This window comes from Lysinibacillus sp. UBA6686, from assembly GCF_002455205.1.
In the GTDB taxonomy this organism is placed as follows: Bacteria; Bacillota; Bacilli; order Bacillales_A; family Planococcaceae; genus Lysinibacillus; species Lysinibacillus pakistanensis.
In genome coordinates this window covers 30,677-56,501 of the sequence record NZ_DKJS01000041.1, presented here as the reverse complement: position 1 = coordinate 56,501, position 25,825 = coordinate 30,677, and the positions used below count along the sequence as shown (strand labels likewise).

Genomic DNA, 25,825 nt, shown 5'->3' with positions numbered 1-25,825 from the left:
TTAACCTCGCTTTTGTCCAATTGTTTTTGAATTTCCTTCTACTAGCATGCCATTATGCCATATCTTTTGTACAGATTTGCCTGGAATTTCTCTTATCCATTTTTTATACGCTTTTTCATCTCGATAAGCTAATAACGTTAATACCTCGCCATCTGCTCCAGCACGTCCTGTACGTCCTGAGCGATGCAAGTATTGCTCAATCGTTCTTGGTACATCAACATGAATAACATGTGTTAAACCTGCAATATCTAAACCTCGTGCAGCAATATCTGTAGCGATTAAAATACGTGCCTCTCCTTTGCGGAATGCATCTAATGCCTTTTTACGCTCTTCTTTTTTCATGTCAGAATGTAATGTCACAATTGGTGCAGAACGATATTGTAGCTTCGTTTCTTTCATTAATAATTGATCGATATTGTTTACAAAAGCTAATGCACGTAGCCCTTCTGTATGTGCTAAGCGACGTAGGAAATCAGTTTTATCTCGCTCTTCAAGCTTGATAAAGGAATGCACAACCTTTCCAACCTTCACCATATCCTCAGGCTTTATTTTAAAGCGCACTGGCTCAAACATCATGCGACTAGCCACTAACTCAATCTCCTCAGTGATCGTTGCCGAAACCACCACTACTTGTCGCCCATATGCAGAGCCTTCGATAAAGGATTTTACAACCACACGATATTCTCGACTAAGCAACTGGTCGCATTCATCTAGAATAATTGTTTCTATTTCTTTAAGCTTTAATTTTCCTGCTCGTGCTAGTTCATTTAATCGACCAGGTGTTCCAACTACGATTGTCGGCTTTTTCTTTAGCTTTTCAATTTGACGTGCAGCATTTGCGCCACCAATTAATTGCTGAACTGTAATATCTGAGCCTGCTGTCCATTCACGGATAACCTCTACAATTTGCATAGCCAGCTCCTGTGATGGGGCTACAATAAGTCCTTGTGTTTGTTTTTTTGCACCCTTTACTTTATTTAATAAAGGAAGAACATAAGCTAATGTCTTCCCCGATCCTGTTGGCGATTCTGCCACAATATCTTTACCTTCAAGCATGGCTGGAATCATTTCCTCTTGAATTTTCATCGGTTCTTCAAAGTTCCATTTTGCTTGTAATGCTTCATTTAATAAGTTTATAACTGACATGTTATTTCCCACCTTCTATCTGCTTGACACTAGTTTAACACACTAAGCATTTTCCTACTTCATATGTACGAAAACCATTTGCGAATCGTTTCACTAATTCAGTATGTGATACCTAATAACTAAAAAATCTGCACGCCTCATGCACGGAATGTAAGCCTCTTGCGCTTCATGGAAGGCTTGGGGTTATCCGCGAAAAGCGAGCAGATTTTTTTAGCTGGTTAATCTACTAATTCATAGCCACATGACAAAATCGCACATTCTGCCAGAACAATTAATGAATCAATATATTTATCATTTAGTTTTAAATCTCTATTTACAATTGATAATTCTGTACAGCCTAAAACAATACGATCACAATTAAGTGCTAGCATCGCCTCTTCTATCGGTTGCCATTCCTCTAATGAGACATCCTTTCCAGCCTTAACAAAGTCGTAAATAATTGACATCACTTTTTCCTTGATTTGCTCATCTGGAACAACAGGTGTTAGACCATATTCCTCTAACGCACTTTGATACATGCGCGACGTTAAAGTGCCGGTTGTTGCTAAAATACCAACACGTTTTGCGCCTAAATTATAGGCACGCTTCGCAGTTTCTCGTATCATATGGAGCACTGGAACTGGAGAGCCTTCCGCAATTTCATCATAAAAGGTATGCGCTGTATTACACGGAATAGCTATTATATTGGCCCCGATTGTAGCAAGCTTTCTTGCATCATCTATAATTACTGGAACAGGATTTTCTTTTGTTTGATCTAATATAAAAGCTGTACGATCAGGAATGTTTGTATCATTATCAATAATTGTATGCAGATGCTCCTGATCCTTCGTTGCCTTTGTACGTCTTACAATCATTTCACCGATAAACATTGTTGCAAGTGGACCAACGCCACCAATAATACCTAAAGTTTGTTTTTTCATGAGTTAGACAGACCTTTGTTGTTAAAATATTTCTTATATTTTCGATAAAAGCTTAGATTATCGAGCGTAATGTTCAACAAACGCCTAGCATTCATATCCTTATAATTGAAGATGGAGTCAGTTGCTAGCCCTTGTCGAATCAGGCTCTTTGCTTCAATCACAAGTTGCTCATTTTGAACATATTTAAAAAGTACACCATTTGGCACAATTGTCCAAAGATGCTTGTTTTGCACATAAGTGAGCTGTAGCTTGCTACCACGGATAAAATCATCCGCAACATATTGCATTAGATTATAGCCACTTGCTGTCACATAATAATTTGAAAGCTCATTATGTAATTCAATACTTAAAAGCTTATATTGCCCGTCACGTTCATCATACTTCATATCAAACGTGGCAAAGCCCTGAAATTGGATTTCCTCCAAAAATACTTTGACTTGATTCATTAAATCCCTATCATATATCGTCATAATCGCTACATAACGACCTATTCCATCAGGAGAATGCTCCTCTAAAATGGGATTTCCGATAGCTAATAGCTTCGCTTGTCCGTCTTGCCCAACATAGGCATTGACGACACGCATATTGGCATCCTCACCTGGAATATATTGCTGTACCATCAAGTCATCTCGGTAGGCAGATTCCTTGTAAATAGCCTGGAAAATTGCATCCTTTTCCTCAGTATTATATGCAATATATACCTTTTTCTTACCTGGAAAAATACATGTAGCATACTTTGTCATATTCATTGGTTTAATGACAACTGGATACTCAAAGGGAATTTCAAATTCTTCATAGTCATTGACCGTACAAACATGCATAGCAGGATATTGAAAGCCAAATTTTGCTGAAAGCTCATACATACTCTCACGCGTTAATAGCTGGTTAGCTAGTGGCGCATCTACATAAGGTATGATAAAAAGCTCTGCTAGCTCCTCTTTATGTTGCACTATTTTTTTTACATAAAACTCATCACAGGCCAACAACAATAGTTTTTTATCAGCAAATTCCTCTGCGATTGCCTGTAAAGCCACGACAAAACGTTCTTCAATATTTAGTCTTGGTATTTCACGAAATGTTAATAAATCACTCTGTTGTATTTTCGCCATATTTGTATGATTTACTGCAAGTGGTTTTACACCATAGGATTCGTAAAATGCTCTAGCCATGCCATAAGCATTCATTTCATCTCCTAATAAAACCGGTAAAAAAGCATGGGTAATAGCCATTCTACTCAACTCACTTTAGCTTTTTTTCTAAGTGTAACATACTGCTACTTTATGATGCTGCTAAGAAACTATTTATGCAATGCTACGGCTTGTTCTCCTAGCTCTTTATAGCTTTTGAAAAATTGATCGACATTATATGTAACATAGCCTTTTAATGGGTCCATGACAACTACTTTGTTGCCTAAATGTCCTGTTAAGACAACCGCATGCAAGTTCATATATGCTTCACGCGGTATTGTTTCACCTTTATAGATCCAGCCCTTAGCTGCATTTGTGTTGGGCTTCGATAAATCCAATGTAACCCAAGTCACAACGGGCACACCCTCACGAACAAGCTGTAAAATTTCGTCCTGTGAGGCTTTACTCATATTTGTGACACGTAAATTTGCCTGTTTATCAGCTATTGCTGCCTCTGCCGCTTTAACAATTGGAGCTGCAAAGACATACATACCGTTTGCTTTATCTCTAGGATCACCTGCAAAAGCCTGATTTGGATTTGGACCAAATCGTTGCCCATCTACAGTAGAAATTTTTTGCTTCGGTAAATACGTATCAGCCATTTCAAGCTTTGTCACATTCACACCATAATAATTTAAGACGGCTGTTAACGCTGTAATTTCGCAGCCATGTGGTAGCTCAGGATTTTGCATAACAACTGGTACATCCAATTCCTGCTCATCTCTTGAAAAATGTGTTTGTAGTCGATAGTAAGGCTTTGTTGAATCGTACGTAAAATTTTCAATTGTCGTATAGCCATTATTTTCAGTACTATTTTCAAGTGTAGTTGCAGCAATGGCATACTCCTGTCCCTCTATTAACTTTGAAAAGGTTGCCTCTCCCTCATCAGAGCCAATAACATCCTCTACTATTTTTCCCGTCTTCACATCAGTAACCGTTAAATATAGATTCGGGATGGGTGCACCACTATTAAACTCTACCGTTAAAACTGTTAATTCACTTTTTTGTTTTTCCTGCTGCGAAAATTGATGACAGCCTGAAAGTAACATAATGATGATAATACCTATTAGTAAAAAGCGTTTATACCCCGTCCACAAGACAAATTCCGCTCCTATTCTATTTTGAAGACCACCACTTCAAATCTATATTTCAATTTGTCGTAGACTCTATTATACGCTAATTTCATAGTCGTTCCTATTCTATCTTTCTTTAATGAACCTACGTCAAAATGGTCAAGGAAATCTGTGACCAACTCGCTTTTCTACACAAGGTAACCAAAGCTAAAGGCTCCAATAGCTAAGTGTTTTTAAAGCACCATCATACACAGAGATTTCCTTTGTCCATTTTAACAATCATAGTATTTAATGCGTACTTACCTTAGGCCGCAAAGTATGTTTTAAAACTTTTCCTGAGGCATTACGAGGTAGCTCTGCTAAAAATTCAATCTCATAAGGTACTTTATATTTTGCAAGCTGCTTTCGGCAATAGACCAATATGGACTCCTCGTCAAGAGCTTTGCCTTCCTTTAATACAACAAATGCCTTTGGTACTTCTCCATATACCTCATGTGGTAGTCCAACAACCGCTGCCTCTAAAATTTCTGGTAACTGATATAATACCTCTTCTACCTCAATTGGATAAATATTTTCACCACCACGAATAATCATATCTTTTTTACGATCAACAATGTAAAGATAGCCATCTTCGTCAAACCGGCCTAAATCCCCTGATAGAAGCCAGCCATCTCTAATCGTCCTAGCTGTTTCTTCCTCGTTTCGAAGATAGCCTTTCATTACCTGTGGACCTCTTACACAAATTTCTCCTACCTCACCCGCCGGAACAGACTCTCCAAAGCTATCTACTACACGTACCTCTGTTTGAGCCAATGGCTTTCCTACTGATCCAATTTTTGTTAAAGCGTCCATATCTAAAAGAGAGGTAGCTGCAGGTGAATTTTCAGTTTGACCATAAAGATTTTGTACCTTGACATTTGGAAATGCCTCTTTCACTTGCTTCACAAGCTCATATGGCATTGGAGCTGCCCCATAACATAATAAACGTAAACGCTTAAATGTATGTTCCATAAAGCTAGGTGTATTTAATATTATTGTATACATTGACGGAACACCGAAAAAGATTGTCGCCTCAGTCGTGGCAAGTTGCTTTAATGTATTTGCTGGTGAAAAGGCTTCTTCAATGATAACTGTACCACCCTGATAAAACATCGGCATTGCAAATACATGAAGTCCTGCACAGTGAAATAGAGGCGTGCAAATAAACATTCTGTCTTCCTTCGTCATATTCATTGAGGATGACCATATCTCTGCCGTTGAGACAATATTTTGATGTGTTAGCATTACTCCCTTTGGCTTACCTGTCGTCCCCGACGTATACATAACAACAGCAGTATCACCATTCACCAATTTGACAGAACGTAGCTGTCCAGTGTAATTCTCTAAAATTTTTTCCATTTCCTTAAACCCAACAGCATGTGAAAAGGAATATGGAATATCTCCTAGTATTTCACTTAATCGCTCATCATAAATGAGTCCTTTTGCTTCTGAATGGTTAAAAATAAATTCGACTTCTGGAGCCGCTAATTTTGTATTAATGGGCATAACTACAAAACCCGCTAATTGAACGCCGATATACGCAATTAAAAATAAATCAGAATTCAATGTGTATAAGGCAATTACATCATCTTTCTTAAAACCCTGCTCTTGTAAATAAGCTGCAAAGGTTTCTGCACATTTGAAAAATTCTTGATAGGTTAGCCTTTTTCCATCATATAACGTTGCAATTCCTTCAGGTTGTTGCACAGCATAGTTTTGTAAAATATCTGTCATTAGCATTGTCATTATAAGCCCCCTGAATTTTTTATTTTTAACTTTAAAAACATACTACCTTAATAGACCTTGGCACCCCCTAAAATTTTCAGAAAATTATGATTACATTCTATCAGGCTATTAAAAATGTGGCAATTTTTCTACCTATTCGAAAATATGAACAACATGCTTCAAAATATACTTAGACATTTTACTTTTCTATCAATTTCTGTTAGGTGTATGATATTTATACAATGTTTTTAAGAAAGGCTTGGTTAAAATGCAGTACGCACTTTTAGGAGATTTACATTCTAATATAGAAGATACAAAGGCGGTATTAGCCCATATCCAGGAAACTGCCAAAGATGCCAGAATAATAGGTTTAGGGGACTTATATGAATGTACTGTAAGTAAGAAAAAGGCACAAATAGTATCTGGTTTATCCCTTCAAAAAGCTGCCATTGTCAATAATGACTTTGAAAATTTACTAACATTTCCTTCGATTCGTGGCAACCAAGAGGAACGCATTACACATGTAACGGGCATTGAACGATTTACAAAACTACCTGAAACAATGGAAATTGAAGGGGCAGTATTAATGCATGGACATCAATTTAAATGGAGCGTGTCATGGCAGCCAACATTCCCTTCATTTAAAAAATCACTCCTTTTCTTTGGACATAGCCATGAATCTGGTCTTTATCACGGCAATAAAAAACTATCTATTCGAATTCGCTTTGGTCAACCTATCGTTTTACAGGATAAGCAATATGGCATCAATGTTGGCTCTGTTGTTGATCATCGTGAGTGGTGTCTCTATGACAGCGAAAAACGAACAGTAACATTTATGTGTGCATCTGTACTTGAAAATGTAAGTGCTTCATCATCGTGTTAGATAATAGAAAGGGCTCTCCCGTATAGGAAGACCCCTTTGTATTAATGAATATATTGTTTTTTCTCGTTCATTAAAATGTCCTTTAGCTCTTTAAGTTTGTCGATGACTATATAAGACTCATTAGTAATTTCAGTTAAGTAAGTTTCAGCCACTGCTTTATTACCTCGATTGTACTCTTGCACCGCCCTTTTTGCTAATTCATGAACATGGATAAATGGACGCTCTAATGCAATGTATGCCTGCTCATTACTCAACAACTTTTTCCCTGTACCATAGTACCATTCTCCAAGTCGAGATTCATTTGGGGAGCCAACATCCTGCTCCGTCATTTGTTCAAAGCCTAGCAATAAATTATAAATTTTCCAGCGCCATAATAAATGGTCTGTAATTGCCAGTTCAATAATATCCTCTTGGCTGATGATAAAGTTTTTCGAAATAGTAGATGAACGATAGCCATCAATCATTTTACTTAGCTTATAAATCGCAGAACCCATATCAAACACAATCACCTTACTTTTTTGCATACTCTCCGTTATATTACGATTGCGCTCTGAAATTTCTGATGATGCTTCTGCCTGTGCTCTAGTAGTTGTCGCAATTTCCTCAAAGCGTATTCCCTGCTGCTGAAGATTTTTATTTAATTCTGTAAGTGTTTGTGAAATTTGCAGTGTATCTGTAACACCCTGATGTAAATCCTGTGAGAATTGATTTGTTAAGGTGTTAATATTATTTGTAATAAGTAATAGCTCCTGAATATCAGTATGAATGGATTTTACCGATGTACTTGTATCATCTGCTAGCTTTCGTACCTCTTCAGCTACTACAGCAAAGCCTTTACCAGCCTCACCTGCACGTGCAGCCTCAATCGAAGCATTAAGTGCCAATAAATTTGTTTGGTCGGCGATTCTTTTTATTAGCTCCATTAGCTTCGCTACACTGTTAACCCGATCAACTAAGCGAGCAATATCGTCTTGCATGGACTTATGACCTTCATCTGTTGACTGTAAAATGGCAGAAACTTGTTGCAGTGACTCTAAATCTCCGTTTAATTTTTCCAAAGCCTGTTTTGTATGAGTGGAGACATCCCCTACTGAAGCTGCTATTTCCTCAATACTCGCATCTAAATCATGCATGGAGTTGTCCACCGCAACGATTTCCTTTTGTTGGGTTTCTTGAAATTCAATAAGCTCTTTAATGGAGTCTAATTGTGTATTATATGTAATGATCTCGCCTAAGCCATTGACAACTGAGCCTCCTTGGATTTCAATGTATGTTTCAAGAATAATTTGCTGGTCAATCGTCACTAAACTATCATAAGACAGTAATACATCCAGCATTTTATCCTGATCACGGGATAATTCCTTCACAATCAACGGGATAATTAGTTGATTTATAAGCGTGTAGGCAGAAATCATCCAGTTTGGCAAAACACCAATCCGTGCATGAACATAAGCAATTTTCCGTCTTTTAAAGACATAGTCTAAGTCCAATTCATCATCAAACAAGCTGATAAAATGAGAGTCGAATAAGCCTTTTAAGCGCTCCACAGTTGAATGCGTATTGATAACATGATTAAATTCGGGAATTTCTAATAAACGATCATAAAAATTATCCAATATTTCCTTCCTATTATTTTCGTAAATTTTTCTTAAAAAGCTTACTGATTCTCTTCTAATTCTAGATAATGCGAGGAAATCTAGTTTTTCTTTAAAACGCTCATTTGCCTCAATGTCTGAATTTTTTTCAGCTGAAAAATAATCATAGTCTAGATTAATTTTCTTCCTTTTGAACATAGTAGTCCACTCCCCTAAATTTTAAATACAAGCATTCAAATCTATAAGTCGTTAAGCTATTTTTTCAATTCTTATCCATAACTTGGTTCTTTTCATCCATTATTAATTACCATAATTATGAATGAAAAATTAGCATATACATTTTACCAATAATACAAAAACTAGCATACATTCTCTATAAATTCTTTACACTTTCTTATTTTCTTGTACACCTTATTGACAATTTTCATTTTGTTATATTTATTTATATTCAACAAAAAACGCCAAAATCATCTTTTGATCTTAGCGTTTTTTTCGATAGATTATTTGCGATAAAGTTAACAATTCTCACAATCCTGCAATGCATCTAGCAGTTTTTCCATATCACAAATCTGCTGGCACATTGTATCAATCATACATCGTAGAATAGGTATTAATTCTTGGCAAATACAGAATCTCAATACATTCTGTGCCAATCGTACCCCACCCTGATGATGAACAATCATTTCCCTTAGATAGTTGATATTAATATTATTAGAGACAGGTGGTGCACACATCGCCTGGAACATTGCTTCGGTAATTTCTTTGTAGGCACACATATATTCATACAATTCATACTCCGAATTTTGGACGATACAGCATCTATTTTGTATCGCTTCCAAGCATTCTAGCGTCTCTGTGCTTGTTTTAATAATTTCTAATGCGAGATTTTGAACAGGTATATTTGTCGTATAGCGTAAAACATTTTCTGACATCTTAATGGCAGCTACTTGATGCGGGATAATTTGTTTAATAAAATTTTCAGAGATACTACATGTAATGGTCACATAGGTCATACCCTGCATCATTTTATCGAGGATTCGTTGATATTCCTCTAAATATGCCTTTGTAACATTACTGAGTTCAATTGATTTAGCCATTAGACACACTCCTTTCAGAGTAATGTATGCCTGAAAGGTTGATGTGCGGTAGACAAATGTACCAATGAATAATCATCAGTTCCCTTTTACAAGTGCTTTTATTATTTTAGCGTGTCAGGAGTATAGTATGGCTCACCAAATGTTTTTGCTACACCCTCCAATACGCCCAAACCTATTTTGTATTTTTATATGTATCCAAGCACTTTTGACAAATACATTTGCGTAATTCCTGTGGTACTGCTTGAAAGATTTCTTCAGGAAAATACACTGCCATGCACCAACAGTCTTTTTGCCCATTGACTATACCGCAGTGATTTTCTTTCCCACATAATGGACAATTGTTTACTTCAACTGTCATTGGGCAAATCACCTCCTTATCATTACTCTACATAATAACAAAAGAGGAGTACTACATACCCCTCTAGATCTGCTTATTGATTTTTTCCCTGAATCTGTTGCTTTACCTCTGTAACGTCTGTATCACTATACTTCGCTGTACCGTGCCCACCATTCTGTGCCAAAATCCTTTTTGCCTCATTGTAAGATAAGCCTGCCTCTGCATTTTTTCTTTTGACATCATGAATATCGGTACCAGCAACAGTATACTTGGCTTCATTTTGATTATTCATGGCTTCTATGACCTCCTATAATTCATCTGGTTGCAATTCAATTAGTTCGTCACCTTCACGTCCCACTCTTTTATTTAGTTCTTCAATCGGTATGGCGTCTACTGTTTGCATATCTTCGTGCAAATCAAAAATGCTAATCCTATCGGAATCAACCATATCAGGCTTATCCTTACTTGCTAAATGCATAAACATCTTTTTTTCATGTGGTATATTGTCTTTATCCATTATTCTCACTCCTTTAACACTAATGTGTGTAATGGTGAGTATATTATGTGTTTTTCATTTTTATACTTTTATCAACGCGATGATATTCAGAAATTTGTATAACTCTCACATGCTTTGTATGCAGTTCATGATATATTCCCCTACTATCTGTAAAGGTTATATATTGATCTCGTTCACTTCGTACCAACGCCTCCGCCTTTTCCTGAGACTCAATATGAATAAACCTCCTTACATAATGCACTTCATCAAAGAAATAGGTTATTTTATACTCTTTCATTTGGCTATAGCTCCTTGACTACTGGATTTACTGCTTATCATATCCCAATATGTACTTCTTTATTGGATTTTTTCATACCGTTAGCATATCTTATAGAAAAACATGAGGAGGTGATGGCATTGGTCCATACAGTGAAAACGGGAGAAACATTGCCTCAAATAGCGAGAGATTATCGTACAACCCTTTCGTCTATCATTGCAGCCAATCCAGGAATCAATCCATATGCACTTTATATAGGACAACAAATAATCATCCCCGGAATTCCTAGTGCCAATACAATTCCCTATAAAATTGAAATATCAACAGATAATCGCTGGCTTCGATTATATAAAAATGATGTTCTGCAAAAACAGTATCCCATTGCGGTTGGTAGAATGCTACATGTTACGCCAGAAGGTAATTTTATTATCATAAATAAAGCTCCAAACCCTGGTGGTCCCTTCGGCACAATGTGGATGAGTCTTTCTAAGGATCATTATGGTATTCATGGAACAAACGACCCTAGCTCTATCGGGCATGCCGTATCACATGGCTGTATTCGCATGCATAATCAAGATGTTGAGGAGCTAGCGAGCATTATTCCAATCGGTACGAGTGTATTTATTCATCCTTAAAAATTTTAAAAGGCCATCTCTTCTTTCCGTAGTCAGATAGCCTCTTGCCCTAGTTATTCTACCTCTCTAGATTGAGTTAGCTTCGATAAATAATATTGCTCCTCTCTCAGCATATGGTCGGCCATAAGTGCTGTAAACGTTCCTAATACTTCTGCACTTAATTCCATTTCCTCTAACTCACGTAAAAAAGTTTTAAATAAAGTCATTTCTAGCTCTACTTCTTTATTAAAGCGGTTTAATGCGGGGAATGTTTCTATATTAGAACGTAAATAACCAGTAAGCTCTACTGCTTTTAAATAAAATTGATCAAAATGCTGTGTAAATTCATGACTTTTTTGCTTCAGCCTTTGTTCCACCCCGTCCAAATCATCATGAATGGCTCCTGCATGTCCTGATGCATCTAAAAGCCAGAGTAAATGATGATGCAGTTCATGAAAAATAGGTGGAACTTCTCCTTTCTTAAGATAGCTTAGTACAATTTGATATTCCTCTAATTCATTGACCATATGATTTATAAAGGTTGGTGGTAGATGAATATTAATATTTCCTACTAATTGCTTTCTGAGGATATGAAATTTAAATTGCTTTAGTTGCTCTACTGCTTCATCAACAGTAACTGAAAAGGATACCGCATTATTGGCATCTATTGAATTCACATAAGCAAGCAGTTGTGTAAATTGTTGGATAAATGAACTCGCCTTTTTAATTTCCTCTGTTTCTGATGGATATAATGAATCATGAATGAATTGAGAATGATCTTTTAGTATTCTCAGCCAAAACCGATGCTCAAATACTGCATGCTGTAAGTAATTCGACAACATTACATCTCCTTTATTCTGTTCGTTGCTCTATTCTATTCTTCTTAAAAATCTAATATTAATGATTGGATGAAAGTTAATCCCTCTAATTGTCTTTTCGTATAGGATGAAACGCTTATAGCTATACTACATAATGCTGAAGCAACAAAAAGAATTGGAGGGATACACTTGTCCACAAAAAACAATTTATTATCTATTTTTGCTTTAGGTGGCATTAACGAAATTGGCAAAAATATGTATGTAGTACAGTATGGAAACGAAATGCTAATCATTGACTGTGGTGCAAAGTTTCCAGACGAAAGCTTGCTGGGAATTGATTTAATCATCCCTGATATTACGTATTTACAGGAACACAAAGAAAAAATTAAAGCATTGATTGTGACACATGGGCATGAGGATCATATTGGAGGAATTCCTTACCTTTTAAAAAAGTTGAATGTTCCTATTTATGCCACACGATTTACGCTTGGATTAATCGAATTAAAACTAAAAGAGCATAAGCTTTTACGAGAAACCGATTTAATAGAAATCCATTCTGATTCATTATTAAACTTTGGACAAGTTGATGTTAGTTTCTTCCGAACAAATCATAGTATACCTGATTGTTTAGGAATCGTTTTCCATACTCCTGAGGGAAATGTAGTACACACTGGGGATTTTAAATTTGATTTAACGCCTGTTAATAATCAGTTTGCAGATATTCATAAGATGGCTGAAATCGGCACAAATGGCGTATTGGCTCTAATCTCTGAAAGTACCAATGCCGAAAGACCGGGGTTAACACCATCAGAAAAGCTTGTCGGTGATCATATTGAAGAAGCATTTTTACATGCCGAGCGTAAAATTATTATTTCTACATTTGCCTCAAATGTGAATCGTATTCAACAAATTGTCAATGCCACTATCGCTACAGATAGAAAGCTTGCATTGCTAGGTCGTAGCATGGTAAATGTGGTGGATGTAGCACTTGAGCGGGGGTATTTAAACATTCCAGAGGATATGTTAATCGATGCTCGTGAAGTAAAATATCACTCACCTGAGGAAGTAGTCGTACTATGTACTGGTAGTCAGGGGGAGCCATTAGCAGCTCTATCACGGCTAGCAAGTGGTAGTCATCGTGAGGTAAAAATATTACCTGATGACACAGTAATTTTAGCCTCATCCCCTATTCCAGGAAATGAGAAGGGTGTATCACGCATTGTCGATAATTTATTTCAGCTTGGCGCAAAGGTTATTTATGGCTCCTCCAGCCATACAGGTATGCATGTTTCAGGACATGGCTATCAGGAGGATTTAAAACTAATGCTCACTTTAATGAAGCCTAAATTTTTCATTCCCATTCATGGGGAGTTCCGAATGTTACACCAGCATCGCTTGCTAGCAGAATCTGTTGGTGTCAAAAGAGGACATACCTTTATTATGAAGAACGGGGATGTTGTTGATATTGAAGATGCAAAGGCTAGACAAACCCGAAAAATTCCGTCCGGAGACACATATGTAGATGGCATTGGTATCGGTGAGGTAGAAGGCATTGTCCTGCGTGATCGTAAACAGCTTTCCGAGGATGGAATGCTAGTCATCGTTTTAACACTTAGTAAGGCTGATGGAACATTTATTTCAGAGCCAGATACAATTTCACGAGGTTTTGTTTATGCAAAAGATTTTGAGGAACTTTTAACAAAAGTTAATTTTCTTGTAAAAGAAACAGTCAATGAGCTACAAGAGGAAGGTAGACAGCAAATTCATGTCTTAAAAAGAGAAATTAAACGCGCTATTGGTCAATATCTTTTTACACAAACAAAAAGAAAACCAATGATACTGCCTATTATTATTGATATATAAAAGTCGGTGCGAGGGTTCAACTTCTCTCGCTCGCACCACTTATTTATGCTACTGAATGCTGAATGTTTTAAAAAAGTCTGTCTCCTGTATGTCCTTGACTAATTCGCCCTTAAAAATTCTATATAGCAAAAGATTGTAAAGGTGCTGAACCTGATTAAACCCATGACATACATTTTTGGCGTGCCCTTCTATCGGTACGGAGAAATGGTGGAAATACTGTGGTAACCCATCTATTTGGGTCAATAAAAAGTCTTTATTGTTTATTAAATGCTGCACTTTATTTAAAATTTGTACCATACTATATTGAATCTCGACATTCGGAATTTTAAGGGAAATTTGATGTAGATGGTACCATTCTTTATTTACACGATACCAGTTCAAAAAATGGTATAAATAATCGCTTAAAATAATCGATTCATCTGGAATAATCGCTATGAGATCCTTGGCAATCCATACTTCTTCTTCACACTGATACACTTGCTTATTGGTAGCATTTAAGTTAGTTTTCGTAAGTATGATAGTTTTCGCGGGGACTGTTGTACACTTAAAATATTTTTCATATGTACGATCAATTTTCGGTAATTCAGCAATTTTACCATTTAGTATTAGCTGCTTTAAGAATTTTGCTGAAATGAAGGGAGATCCTCTTTTTGAGAAATATTTTTTCTTCGGTACTATTTCGCCAGTCTCTATTATAGCTACCTCATCTAATCGATAACATTTAACCATGCTTGAATCCTCCAATCTAACATACATGGAAACTCATTTTTCACATGCCACTTGCCTTAATAAGAGCTTCCTTTTATCAATTGTACCATTTTAATGAAACATAATCTCTATTATACCAATATAATAGTATATGCATTTTTAAGGTTTTTCACTAGCTTTTTACATAGAGGTGATTCATATGTCAGACTTTTTAAAGCTAGTAGGTGAACAACTCCGTATTATCAGAGTGTCCAAGGGACTTAGTCAGGAAGAAGTGGCAGAAAGAACGGGAAAATTAGGTTTTAGCAAAGGTAGAGTTTCAAATATTGAACATGGGCAATCAAATATTACATTGAGTACTCTAGAAACACTAATGAAAGCGTTAGATATTGCCCCTGAGGAGCTTTTTAATTTCCAAAAATTATCTGGCGTTACTGATATTGAAGAAAAGAACCTCATGCTTGATATCCATCGTTCATTATTAAGGGAGCGTAATTTAGACGAAGTAAAATACGTAGTACGCATTACGAAGGATTTTTTAGATACGATTGATTCACAATCAAAGAAAAACAGCTCCAATGGTCAATAACATTGGGGCTGTTTTGCGATAAAATGACAAATTAAGCAATGATGAATTTTCTATTAAGTACCAAAGCCCTCTATCTAGCATAAATAAATTTCAAAACACAGATTTCCTTATACATTCGACAAAACAAACACTGGGCCCTGAATGGGAATCATATTGAAGTTTTTATTCCATACCGAATTTTTGGCGGTATCCGCATTTTCTACAAAGCTCCTCCACCGCTTCTCTCCGTGAAAAACCATCCACAATATTATTTGCACGCTCTCCTTCCACAATTTCACCAAAGGATTTATCATGCACATTTCCTAAATTAATGACACCCTCACCATCTAGACAGCATGGCACAACCGTACCATCCACTAAAATAGCTGCCTGGCTTCGAAGTGCATGGCAAAAACCCTTGCCTTCATCCTCAGGGGCAAGTAAGCTTGGCCATCTAAATTCATGATCCTGATTCAAATAAATATTAGGAGCAATTTTTACACCTTTACCAGGCTGCACTTTTTCTTCTATGTGATAGTCTAGATGGTATTCATTTTCTAGAACTTCCAATGTTTCACGGTTTCTACGAGCAGCAATATCAGAGACATGGTCTTTTTGTAAATTCCATAAACGGTAGGAAATAATTGTATTGTATTCTCGCGCAGCACGAACAAAATCCAATATATCTCCTAAATATTTTTCCCGATTTTCTGATCCCTCATGTCCATCAAAGCTATGTAAAGAGAAATTGATTTGACGTAAGGCTGGTTTTCCTAGTAGCTTTTCACGATTCTTTTTAATCAGCGTCCCATTTGTTGTAATATTTACTTTAAAACCTTTTGCATGTGCAGCATCAAGCAGCTGGTCAATTCGGGGATGTAACAGTGGCTCTCCCTTTACATGCAAATAAATATATTTTGTGTGCGGACGTATTTCATCCAGTATGTGATTAAATTGTTCTACTTTTATCAGACCCTTTGCACGGGCAGTTGGCGGACAAAAACTACAGGCTAAGTTACAGACACTTGTTATCTCTATATAAACCTTTTTAAATGTTCTCAAAGTTGATTCACCGTTCCAGTTCTTTAAATATTCAAATCCTATTTATTTTAACAAACTTTATATGATAAGGGGCAGCTTTCAGTATTGTCTTATACTCTGTATTATTTATTCATTATATGGCTACCTATACAAGTAAGTTCGAAAAATATTAATATCTTAATAATGATACTAAAATGAAGGGAGTGAAAACTATGTCTGATCATAAACGTGATAATGAACACTCAAAGGATCCAGCCAAAAATCATATTACCATCAATTTTACTTTTAACATCGGGAATACGGATATCCATTTTGAACAAAGGGCTGAGGGTGGTGGGCAAATCAATAAGGATGTAGGTACTAATGCCAACCAAGGCGGTCAAAATGCAATTAACGGCAGCACTAGAAACGTAAACTCTCAATTCGCCGATGGAAATGGTCGCAGCGGTATAGCTGGGAATGATAATGATGAAGCTGGAGGACAACAAGGAATAAAAGTAAGGGATAGTCTCGTAATTGACAGCGATATCCATTCATCCTCTAACCATAGTGAAAGTAATGAAGAGGAGAATGAATAAGTATAAGCTTTAATATACTGAACAATAAAAGCTTCTATTTGTAGTATTCCAACAAATAGAAGCTTTCATGTTGTTGAAATACTATTATGTCAATGAAATCAAGGTGACAAATTAAAAAGTATATCCCTTTTTCAAAACGACGGGTTAATCTCCGTTACGCTTGAGTGGTTTGTGGCTGTCGCTTTGCTTTCGCTACAGAAAACATTTGCCGAAGCCTGGAACGGAAATCACCTTCATTTTGACTAAATATTCACAAAGAGACCTTTGACCATTTAGTTTTTCAACACTATAAAAGCTTCTATTTGTAGTATTCCAACAAATAGAAGCTTTTGGTTTGAAAGAGCCTGCTCATACATTTCGTTTATAATTCTTTGTGCCATCATATGAATATAATACTGGCTTACCTTCAACATATGTTTCTAAATGTACAGGGCGGCCCCAAAGCTGGTAAATATACGGTAGGACATTTTCTAAATAGTGTGGATCTAGCTCCATTCCCTCATAGCCATGTACTAAATAAAGCTCCCCATTTCGAAGATAATCTCCATTTTTGACGACAATATAAGGAAATCCTCCATTAACACGCATAGAAACGAGCTGATCCCTTACCATCTCATATTCCTTATCTGTAATACGGTATTCATTCCCCTTTTTCTGGAACAAATAGAGATCCTCTTGTTTTGCTAAATCCTTTGTTAAATAGTTGCGAATAAAGGAAATATCGGATTCTATCTCCCTTACCTCAAACATTTTCTCCCTACCTGAATGCGGTTGAATACCTAGCTTTTTCATATCTTCTGTTGGATGATTATAACGATTTTCAATATCCTCAAATATTTTCACACCTAGATAATAAGGATTTATAGACGTCTTTGAGGGCTGCACTACGCCCGCATTTAATTTTGCATATTCGATTGTTTCCGCTGTTGTGAGTTTAAGCTCTCGCATAATGCGCTGATGCCAATAGGAAGCCCAGCCCTCATTCATAATTTTTGTTTCTAACTGTGGCCAGAAATAGAGCATCTCTTCTCGCATCATCGTCAACACATCTCGCTGCCAATTTTCTAGCTCACGGCTATGCTCCTCTAAAAATAATAATAGATCCTTTTCCGGCTTTGGCGGAAATTGCTTTATTTTCCGACGAATTGGACTTGATTGTTTTTCCTTATTGTCTAAATTCCACAAATCATCATAAGGTGATTTTGTGGGGATAATTTCCTCTTCAAATTCTTCCTCTGTATCCCAGGATAGCTTTGGACGTAAAATAGATGGATCGATATGCTCCTGAATTGCTAAAACTGCATCCAAGAACTTTTCAACCTCATCCTTGCCATAGTCTCTTTCATAGCCAGCAATCCGTTCAGCTGTGGCCGTCATACTCTCCACCATATCTCTTCTAGTATTAGAGAAGCGTACATTATTTTTAAAGAAATCACAATGTGCCAACACATGAGCAATAATTAGTTTATTCTGTGTTAAGGTATTTGTATCAAGCAAAAATGCATAGCATGGATTCGAATTAATCACTAGCTCATATATTTGACTTAGTCCTAAATCATATTGGAGCTTCATTTTATGAAACTGTTTCCCAAAGCTCCAATGTGAAAACCGTGTAGGCATACCATATGCGCCGAAGGTATAGATTATATCTGCTGGACAAATTTCATAACGCATTGGAAAAAAATCTAAGCCAAAGCCTGAGGCAATTTCGGTAATTTCATCAATCGCTCGATGCAGCTCATTCATCTCCATTTTTTCTGCCCCCTCCTTTGAACATATAGGCTTGAAACTTTTTGATTTATTCCTCATCTTTTTTGAAAAAGCTCTTTAAGGCATCATACACATCGCCTTTCTTTTTCAAAATATGATACCTAAATTTCGGATCATCTATCTTTTTGTAGGTGTACATTAGTGTAGAAAAACGATTATGCTGATTCACTTCACCATATCCAAACATACTCGAAACTTCCATTAACTCGTTAACCAGCTTCAAGCATTTTTCATTATCCATTGAAATGTTCTCACCATCTGAAAAATGCACTGGATAAATATTGTAGCGAGTAGGGTTATACTTTTCTCGAATTAGCTCCAGCGCTTTTATATAGGCTGACGAACATATAGTGCCACCACTTTCTCCCTTTGTGAAAAATTCTTCCTCCGTAACCACTTTTGCCTCTGTATGATGGGCAATAAACTCAATTTCCACTGTTTCATACTTAGAACGTAGAAATTTCGTCATCCAGAAGAAGAAGCTTCTCGCACAATATTTTTCAAAGGAACCCATCGATCCACTCGTATCCATCATCGCCAGGACAACTGCCTTGGATTCGGGCTTCTCAACCTCATCCCATGTTTTAAAACGTAAATCATCATTATGAATTGGCGTTATTTCTGGTTTTCCTTGCATCGCATTGCGCTTAAGTGCATTTAGAATTGTGCGTTTTTTATCAACATTTCCCATAAGACCTTTTTTCCGAATATCGTTAAATTCGATTTTTTCAGTTTTAATATCTGCTTTTTCTTTTTGTTGTAGATTAGGTAGCTCTAGCTCATTAAATAAGACTTTTTGGACCTCTTCAATGCTTACCTCAGCCTCATAATAGTCTTGACCTGGCTTATCACCAGCTTCCTTCCCTTTACCAGCAGCTTGATTGCCTCTGCCTGGCTCGCGAGCAACTACATCCCCTACATTACTGTCTCCTTGTCCTTGCCCAACATGCTTTGAATTATCATAGTTATACCGAATTTTATATTCATCCAGTGAACGGATAGGAATTTTTATAACATCACGGCCATTGGACATGACTATACTTTCCTCACTAACTAAATCAGGCAAATTATTCTTGATTGCATCTTTTACCTTTTCCATATGACGTTGCTGGTCCTGGTGCCCTTTACGATGGAGGGACCAATTTTCCTGAGAGATGACAAAGCGTTTGTTTTCGTGTTCAGTCATTTTTATCCTCACCCATCTGCTCAAATTCGCTTTTTCTATACTATGCTAGAAATCCTCTTTCTTGAACATTTTTCGAGAAATCAATTATGTTCGTTTTTTTTAGTATGAAGATAAAAGGAGTGGCCCTTAAATTGGGACACTCCTATTACTCCTATCAAACTTGCTTATCGATTTAGCAGACTACCTACATATTGCAGCAATTCATTAGCAGATGCTGTATTATAGCCATGCTCATCGACTAATCTTGCAACAACCTCATTAATTTTCTTAAGCTGTGATTCATCCGGCATTTTTGAAGATGTTGTAATTTTCACGACATCCTTTAAGTCTGCAAATAATTTTTTCTGAATCGCCTCTCGTAATCTTTCATGAGAATTGTAATCAAAACGCTTACCCTTTCGAGCATACGCAGAAATCCGAATTAATATTTCCTCACGGAATGCTTTTTTTGCATTTTCTGAAATACCAATTTGCTCTTCAATTGAGCGCATTAATTTTTCGTCAGGATTCATTTCCTCCCCAGTCAATGGATCTAAAATTTTATTTTTATTACAAAACGCCTCTACATTATCAAGATAATTGTTCATCAATGTTTTTGCCGATTCCTCATACGAATAGACAAAGGCCTTTTGTACTTCATTTTTAGCAATTTCATCGTACTCACGACGAGCAACCGCAATGTAATTCATATATTTTTCGCGATCCTCTTGAGAAATGGAAGCATGTTGATCCAATCCATCTTTCAGTGCCCGTAAGACATCTAATGCATTAATAGATGGTATCTCTTTGCGAATAATAGCCGAAGAAATACGATTAATGATATAGCGTGGATCAATACCGTTCATGCCTTCATTTGGGAACTCTTTTTTAAGCTCCTCTAAGTCAACGGAATTAAATCCCTCCACATTTTCTCCGTCGTACAGGCGCATTTTTTTTATAAGATCCACACCTTGCTTTTTCGGTACTTCTAGTCTTGTGAGAACCGAAAAGATTGCTGCGGCCTTTAATGCATGTGGCGCAATATGCACATGGGACATATCACTTTCTTTTATCATCTTTTCATAAATATGCTCTTCCTGGCTAACTTTCAAGTTATACGGAATTGGCATAACAATAATACGGGAATGTAGCGCCTCATTTTTTTTATTGGAAATAAATGAACGATATTCCGTTTCATTTGTATGCGCTACGATTAATTCATCAGCACTAATTAATGCAAATCGACCTGCTTTGAAATTCCCTTCCTGTGTTAAAGATAATAAATTCCATAAGAATTTCTCATCAAGCTTTAACATTTCCTGAAATTCCATCATACCTCTATTTGCCTTATTTAGTTCCCCGTCAAAGCGGTAAGCTCGAGGGTCCGATTCTGAACCAAACTCTCCAATTGTGGAGAAATCAATACTACCTGTTAAATCTGCAATATCCTGTGATTTAGGATCTGATGGTGTAAATGTACCAATACCTACACGTTTGTCTTCTGAAAAAGTTATACGTTCAATCATCACATTTTCAATACGCCCATCGTATTCCTTTTCAAGACGCATCGTATTTAAAGGTGATAAGCTTCCCTCAATTCTTATGCCATACTCCTCAAAAAATTCATTACGCAAATGATGAGGAATCAAATGTAGTGGATCCTCATGCATTGGACATCCCTTAATTGCATAAACTGCGCCTTCATCTGTTCGCGAAAATTGCTCAAGCCCGCGTTTTAACAAGGTCACGATTGTTGATTTTCCTCCACTTACGGGTCCCATTAATAACAAAATACGCTTCCTCACATCTAATCTTCGTGCTGCTGGATGGAAATATTCCTCCACCAGTCTTTCAATTGCTGTTTCAAGCCCAAAAATTTCTTGCCCAAAAAATTTGTACATTTTTTGCCCATCGCGTTCCTCTACACCAGCACTTTTTATCATATTGTAGACGCGTGAATGGGCTGTTTGTGCAACTTCAGGTCTTTCCTTAATGATGCTTAAATAATCTGCAAATGTCCCTTCCCACTTCAGCCGATTTTCTTCTTCGCGATAGTTTTTCACTTTATCTAAAATGTTGATAGCCTTCCCTCCATTCAGGGCTTGATTTATAACATAGTATGAAGTAAATGACATTATGATACCCAATACTTTTTCTTTGCCAAAGTTTCTTCTTATTGTTCTATTTACCCATGAAATTATTGGCTGCACGATATTAGTTTATTTTAGTAACGGACTACAGCAATTCACTTCTTTTCCCACAAAAAGTACTGAATGAAGAAAAAAATTTCGGTTATTCTAACGTTAGAAAGGAGGTCCATTATTGAATCGCCATTTTATTTTTCTTTTATCATGGATATTATTATGGAGTTATACTAGCCCCACCATTGCTTTGGCAAATGATAAACCCTCAGAAGAAGAAATTATACAGCAACGCATGACCTATTTTGTCCAATTTGGTGAATTACTCATTCCTTGGCATTTTTTAGCAGCCATTGACCAATATGAGCGTAATCTACAATCCGTTCGTAAGGATATACCAAAAAGAGATGGTATTATCGCCATACAATTTTCCGATGAATATTGGTCAGGCGCTTTAAATCCTATAAAAGAGGATACCTCTCCCGAAACGATAAGCTATTTTGGAGGAATGGGTCTCGATGGTAATGGTGATGGTATTGCCAGTCCAGCAGACGATGCAGATGTCATATTTTCCATGGCTAATTTTTTAAGCAAATTTGGAACAACTGATGAGGATTTTAAATTAGCTTTATGGGATTATTATGGAAGTGAGGAAGCTGTTAATCAAATCTTCACCATCTCCACTATGTATAGACATTTTAAAACAACCGAACTCGATGCTCATACCTTCCCAATTCCTACAAATTACGATTACAGTTATCGAGGTACTTGGGGAGATAACAGAGGCTGGGGTGGACGACGCATCCATGAAGGAACAGATATTTTCGCTAGTTATGGAACTCCTGTAGTTTCTACTTCATATGGAGTGGTGGAAATAAAAGGCTGGAATCAATTCGGTGGCTGGCGAATAGGCATCCGCGATAATCATAATTCATATCACTATTATGCCCATCTTGGTAGCTATCATAAGGATATTGAAGTAGGTGACATTGTCGAGCCTGGCACTGTTCTTGGTTATGTAGGAAGCTCTGGCTATGGCAAGGAAGGTACTTCAGGTAAATTCCCACCCCATCTGCATTATGGTATCTATAAATTCAATGGACGCACAGAATGGGCATTCGATCCATATCCTTCATTATTACAATGGGAACGACTAGCCAAAAAGGCAAAGGCAAAACAATAATTGAGTAGCACTTGATGTTTTTGCAGCAAGTGCTTTTTTTATTTAGGTAGAAATACTTAACAAGCAGTGAATTTTTTCAGGAATATTTTAGGAGCATATACATTTCACTACTCACTAAATTTTCCTCTATTTATTATTGTACTAAAAAACTATTTTAAATTTTCCCACTAAAAGTACTTATTTATACACTGATTTAGTTATAAAATAATATTTGTACTATAACAATTTGCATGTTATGCGGATTATTAAACACGAAAAAGGATGGGAAAGATGAAAGGGATATTTCAGTTTAAAACACTTAAAGCAAGGATTTTAGGTGCATTTCTTCTATTGTTAGTTTTTGTTTTTTGCTTCATAACCTATACTTACCTTTCTAATACTCAGATGGAGAAGCAGGCAAAGGGTCTAGTAACCGAAGATTTAATTGTTATGACAGCCAGTAAAAATTTAGCCATGTCTATGAGTGTTCGATTATCATCGGCTTTAAGCTATGTTGTATCAGGCGATGAAAAATACATAGAGACGTTCAATCAATACCGGCAAATTGCAGAGGAAAGCAATAGTATTGTAGAAAAATTTGAAAATACACCAGAGCGTGAAAAACTAGTAACAATGGCACGGGAATGGAGTAATCGTGTAAATACTCAAGTATTTGATGTCTATAAAAGAGGTGATAAAGAATTAGCATTACAAAATTTAACAGCCATTAATGATCTTGTAACGGAAGTTCGCATCGGTTATGAGGAATTAGCCAATAATCGTTCTGAATCTATTACCAACGTAGGGAATGAAGTTGTCTCTACAAGTTCCAGTAATAAAACTATTGGCACAATAGCTAGTATTGTCTTGACGGTTGCTGGCATTGTTATTGCCATTATAACTGCAAGTAAAATTTCAAAGCCCATTTCGATTGTTTCAGAGCGTATGGGAGAATTAGCAAATGGAAATCTCCGCCATGAGCCACTATTTATAGATCAACGGGATGAAATAGGTCAATTAATGCAGGCCGCAAATGAAATGAATAAAAAATTAAAGCAAACAATTAGCTCGATTCATACTGTTTCAGAAACTGTAGCAGCAAGTAGCGAGGAGCTTGCTCAATCTGCCAATGAGGTCCAAACGGGAACAGAGCAAATAACTGTAACAATGCAGGAGCTTGCCTCTGGTACTGAAACACAGGCATCTACTGCAAGTGATTTAGCGGAAACAATGACATCATTCCAACACCGTATTCATGATATGACAAAAGAGGGCATTGAATTGAACAAGCATTCAGGCCATGTTCAAAGCTTAACTTCGACAGGTAAAAATTTAATGATCCAATCTACACATCAAATGAACGCGATAAATGAAATTGTTTTAAATTCAGTAAGAAAAGTGGAAAGTTTAAACGAGCAATCCGCGGAAATTTCCAAGCTAGTTTCGGTTATTGATGATATCTCAAATCAAACAAACCTGCTTGCTTTAAATGCTGCCATTGAAGCAGCTCGCGCAGGAGAACATGGAAAGGGCTTCGCAGTAGTAGCCGACGAGGTGCGTAAGCTGGCTGAACAAGTCCAATTCTCCGTGACAGATATTTCAACAATCGTTAACCGCATCCAAGGAGAGACTGGCAATGTAACAGCAGCACTCCAATCAGGCTATGAGGAAGTAAAAAAAGGTTCAACCCAATTAAATCAGACAAATGAAACCTTTGAACAGATATCAGGTGCAGTTGAGGATATGATTCTCAATATTAACGCCATATCGGAAAATTTAAATAAGCTAGCTCAAAACTCTGAATCCGTCAATACCTCTGTCGATGAAATGGCCTCGATTTCCCAAGAATCTGCGGCAGGTGTGGAGCAAACAACAGCAACCATAGAGGAAACCGCAAGTACTATGGATGAAATTTCAAGAAGCGCAAACCAGCTCGCCGGTTTGTCCGAAGAGCTAAACAGTCAGTTGCAACAATTTAAAATCTAAAAATCCAGCCGTTTTTCGATAACTGTTTTGGGACTGCTTGGCCGTTTCTTGCCCTGACCGAGCAGTTTGTGGAGCAACCTGAGCAAGTTCTTGCCTTGACCGAGCTGTTCCTGGGGCTACCTGAGCAAGTTCTTGCGCTGCCTGAGCAGTTTTGGGAGCTACCTGAGCAAGTTCTTGCCATACCCGAGCAGTTTTGGGAACCACCTGAGCAAGTTTTTCCCCTACCCGAGCAGTTTTGGGGGACACCTGAGCAAGTTCTTGCCATACCCGAGCAGTTTTGGGAACCACCTGAGCAAGTTCTTGCCATACCCGAGCAGTTTTGAGGGACACCTGAGCAAGTTCTTGCCTTACCCGAGCAATTTGGGAATCACCTGAACAAGTTTTTCCCCTACCCGAGCAGTTTTGAGGGACACCTGAGCAAGTTCTTGCCATACCCGAGCAGTTCTGGGAACCACCTGAGCAAGTTCTTGCGCTGCCCGAGCAGTTTTGGGAGCTACCTGAGCAAGTTCTTGCCATACCCGAGCAGTTCCTGAGGACACCTGAGCAAGTTCTTGTCATACCCGAACAGTTTTGGGGACACCTGAGCAAGTTCTTTCCATACCCGAGCAGTTTTGGGGGACACCTGAGCAAGTTCTT

General features: G+C 37.1%; 25 protein-coding genes. 8 read left to right on the top strand and 17 right to left on the bottom strand.

Features of this window, described 5'->3' with window-relative positions; translation table 11 throughout:
- From B2R82_RS10460 to B2R82_RS10440, 5 genes are all read right to left on the bottom strand, one after another.
- Complete coding sequence (locus B2R82_RS10460; RefSeq protein WP_286924794.1) at positions 1-1,146, bottom strand: DEAD/DEAH box helicase; 1,146 nt, start codon at positions 1,144-1,146, stop codon at positions 1-3.
- 218 nt (positions 1,147-1,364) lie between these two features.
- Positions 1,365-2,066, bottom strand: coding sequence for an aspartate/glutamate racemase family protein (locus B2R82_RS10455; protein ID WP_286924793.1), 702 nt, complete (start codon positions 2,064-2,066; stop codon positions 1,365-1,367).
- Entirely contained in the window at positions 2,063-3,295 is a 1,233-nt protein-coding gene (locus tag B2R82_RS10450) for an ATP-grasp domain-containing protein (RefSeq protein WP_286924792.1), read from the bottom strand. The genes B2R82_RS10455 and B2R82_RS10450 overlap by 4 nt, the downstream gene beginning before the upstream one ends.
- A gap of 68 nt (positions 3,296-3,363) precedes the next feature.
- A complete protein-coding gene (locus tag B2R82_RS10445; RefSeq protein WP_286924791.1) occupies positions 3,364-4,350 on the bottom strand; it encodes a C39 family peptidase in 987 nt (328 codons plus the stop codon).
- Positions 4,351-4,614: 264 nt separating this feature from the next.
- On the bottom strand, positions 4,615-6,111 hold the full coding sequence (locus tag B2R82_RS10440) for a class I adenylate-forming enzyme family protein (protein WP_286924790.1): 1,497 nt from the start codon (positions 6,109-6,111) through the stop codon (positions 4,615-4,617).
- A 247-nt stretch (positions 6,112-6,358) separates the two neighbouring features.
- Between B2R82_RS10440 and B2R82_RS10435 the strand changes: the two genes are divergently transcribed.
- On the top strand, positions 6,359-6,973 hold the full coding sequence (locus B2R82_RS10435; RefSeq protein WP_286924789.1) for a metallophosphoesterase family protein: 615 nt from the start codon (positions 6,359-6,361) through the stop codon (positions 6,971-6,973).
- 41 nt (positions 6,974-7,014) lie between these two features.
- On the opposite strand, the gene B2R82_RS10430 is transcribed toward B2R82_RS10435, so the two are convergent.
- From B2R82_RS10430 to B2R82_RS10405, 6 genes are all read right to left on the bottom strand, one after another.
- Positions 7,015-8,766, bottom strand: a complete 1,752-nt coding sequence (locus B2R82_RS10430; protein WP_286924788.1) for a protoglobin domain-containing protein — start codon at positions 8,764-8,766, stop codon at positions 7,015-7,017.
- A gap of 317 nt (positions 8,767-9,083) precedes the next feature.
- Positions 9,084-9,665: a DUF305 domain-containing protein gene (locus B2R82_RS10425; protein WP_286924787.1), complete on the bottom strand. Its 582-nt coding sequence runs from the start codon at positions 9,663-9,665 to the stop codon at positions 9,084-9,086.
- 172 nt (positions 9,666-9,837) lie between these two features.
- Positions 9,838-10,023, bottom strand: a complete 186-nt coding sequence (locus B2R82_RS10420) for a cysteine-rich CWC family protein (protein ID WP_286924786.1) — start codon at positions 10,021-10,023, stop codon at positions 9,838-9,840.
- Between the two features lie 73 nt (positions 10,024-10,096).
- On the bottom strand, positions 10,097-10,294 hold the full coding sequence (locus B2R82_RS10415) for a gamma-type small acid-soluble spore protein (RefSeq protein ID WP_286924785.1): 198 nt from the start codon (positions 10,292-10,294) through the stop codon (positions 10,097-10,099).
- Positions 10,295-10,309: 15 nt separating this feature from the next.
- Positions 10,310-10,519, bottom strand: coding sequence for a hypothetical protein (locus B2R82_RS10410; RefSeq protein ID WP_286924784.1), 210 nt, complete (start codon positions 10,517-10,519; stop codon positions 10,310-10,312).
- A gap of 43 nt (positions 10,520-10,562) precedes the next feature.
- Entirely contained in the window at positions 10,563-10,796 is a 234-nt protein-coding gene (locus tag B2R82_RS10405; RefSeq protein WP_286924783.1) for a hypothetical protein, read from the bottom strand.
- Between the two features lie 119 nt (positions 10,797-10,915).
- Here B2R82_RS10405 and B2R82_RS10400 point away from each other — a divergent pair, with 119 nt between their 5' ends.
- Complete coding sequence (locus B2R82_RS10400) at positions 10,916-11,410, top strand: L,D-transpeptidase family protein (RefSeq protein WP_286924782.1); 495 nt, start codon at positions 10,916-10,918, stop codon at positions 11,408-11,410.
- Between the two features lie 53 nt (positions 11,411-11,463).
- Here B2R82_RS10400 and B2R82_RS10395 read toward each other — a convergent pair whose 3' ends face one another.
- Positions 11,464-12,231 carry a DUF2935 domain-containing protein gene (locus B2R82_RS10395; protein WP_376781210.1) on the bottom strand — a complete coding sequence of 256 codons (768 nt, stop codon included), beginning with the start codon at positions 12,229-12,231 and terminating at the stop codon, positions 11,464-11,466.
- Positions 12,232-12,396: 165 nt separating this feature from the next.
- On the opposite strand from B2R82_RS10395, the gene B2R82_RS10390 reads away from it, so the two are divergent.
- Positions 12,397-14,070 (top strand): ribonuclease J, encoded by a 1,674-nt coding sequence (locus B2R82_RS10390; protein ID WP_286924780.1) that lies wholly within the window; start codon positions 12,397-12,399, stop codon positions 14,068-14,070.
- Positions 14,071-14,118: 48 nt separating this feature from the next.
- Here B2R82_RS10390 and B2R82_RS10385 read toward each other — a convergent pair whose 3' ends face one another.
- On the bottom strand, positions 14,119-14,799 hold the full coding sequence (locus tag B2R82_RS10385; RefSeq protein ID WP_286924779.1) for a restriction endonuclease subunit S: 681 nt from the start codon (positions 14,797-14,799) through the stop codon (positions 14,119-14,121).
- A 178-nt stretch (positions 14,800-14,977) separates the two neighbouring features.
- Between B2R82_RS10385 and B2R82_RS10380 the strand changes: the two genes are divergently transcribed.
- Positions 14,978-15,367: a helix-turn-helix domain-containing protein gene (locus tag B2R82_RS10380; protein WP_286924778.1), complete on the top strand. Its 390-nt coding sequence runs from the start codon at positions 14,978-14,980 to the stop codon at positions 15,365-15,367.
- A gap of 162 nt (positions 15,368-15,529) precedes the next feature.
- Here the strand turns inward: B2R82_RS10380 and B2R82_RS10375 are convergent, their stop codons facing one another.
- Entirely contained in the window at positions 15,530-16,408 is an 879-nt protein-coding gene (locus B2R82_RS10375; protein ID WP_286924777.1) for a radical SAM/SPASM domain-containing protein, read from the bottom strand.
- A 191-nt stretch (positions 16,409-16,599) separates the two neighbouring features.
- Here B2R82_RS10375 and B2R82_RS10370 point away from each other — a divergent pair, with 191 nt between their 5' ends.
- The gene (locus B2R82_RS10370; protein WP_283869664.1) at positions 16,600-16,965 is read left to right on the top strand and encodes a hypothetical protein; all 366 of its coding nucleotides are present in this window, start codon (positions 16,600-16,602) and stop codon (positions 16,963-16,965) included.
- Positions 16,966-17,313: 348 nt separating this feature from the next.
- Here B2R82_RS10370 and B2R82_RS10365 read toward each other — a convergent pair whose 3' ends face one another.
- The 3 genes from B2R82_RS10365 to B2R82_RS10355 all read right to left on the bottom strand — a co-directional run bounded on the left by B2R82_RS10365 (position 17,314) and on the right by B2R82_RS10355 (position 21,981).
- Positions 17,314-18,717 carry a SpoVR family protein gene (locus B2R82_RS10365; protein ID WP_286924776.1) on the bottom strand — a complete coding sequence of 468 codons (1,404 nt, stop codon included), beginning with the start codon at positions 18,715-18,717 and terminating at the stop codon, positions 17,314-17,316.
- A gap of 46 nt (positions 18,718-18,763) precedes the next feature.
- Complete coding sequence (gene yhbH / locus B2R82_RS10360) at positions 18,764-19,921, bottom strand: sporulation protein YhbH (RefSeq protein WP_286924775.1); 1,158 nt, start codon at positions 19,919-19,921, stop codon at positions 18,764-18,766.
- Positions 19,922-20,085: 164 nt separating this feature from the next.
- The gene (locus tag B2R82_RS10355) at positions 20,086-21,981 is read right to left on the bottom strand and encodes a PrkA family serine protein kinase (protein ID WP_376781211.1); all 1,896 of its coding nucleotides are present in this window, start codon (positions 21,979-21,981) and stop codon (positions 20,086-20,088) included.
- Between the two features lie 241 nt (positions 21,982-22,222).
- On the opposite strand from B2R82_RS10355, the gene B2R82_RS10350 reads away from it, so the two are divergent.
- The 3 genes from B2R82_RS10350 to B2R82_RS10340 all read left to right on the top strand — a co-directional run bounded on the left by B2R82_RS10350 (position 22,223) and on the right by B2R82_RS10340 (position 25,512).
- Complete coding sequence (locus B2R82_RS10350; protein WP_286924773.1) at positions 22,223-23,224, top strand: M23 family metallopeptidase; 1,002 nt, start codon at positions 22,223-22,225, stop codon at positions 23,222-23,224.
- A gap of 270 nt (positions 23,225-23,494) precedes the next feature.
- Positions 23,495-25,189 carry a methyl-accepting chemotaxis protein gene (locus B2R82_RS10345; RefSeq protein WP_286924772.1) on the top strand — a complete coding sequence of 565 codons (1,695 nt, stop codon included), beginning with the start codon at positions 23,495-23,497 and terminating at the stop codon, positions 25,187-25,189.
- A 68-nt stretch (positions 25,190-25,257) separates the two neighbouring features.
- Positions 25,258-25,512, top strand: coding sequence for a hypothetical protein (locus B2R82_RS10340; RefSeq protein WP_286924770.1), 255 nt, complete (start codon positions 25,258-25,260; stop codon positions 25,510-25,512).
- Positions 25,513-25,825 lie beyond the last annotated feature (313 nt).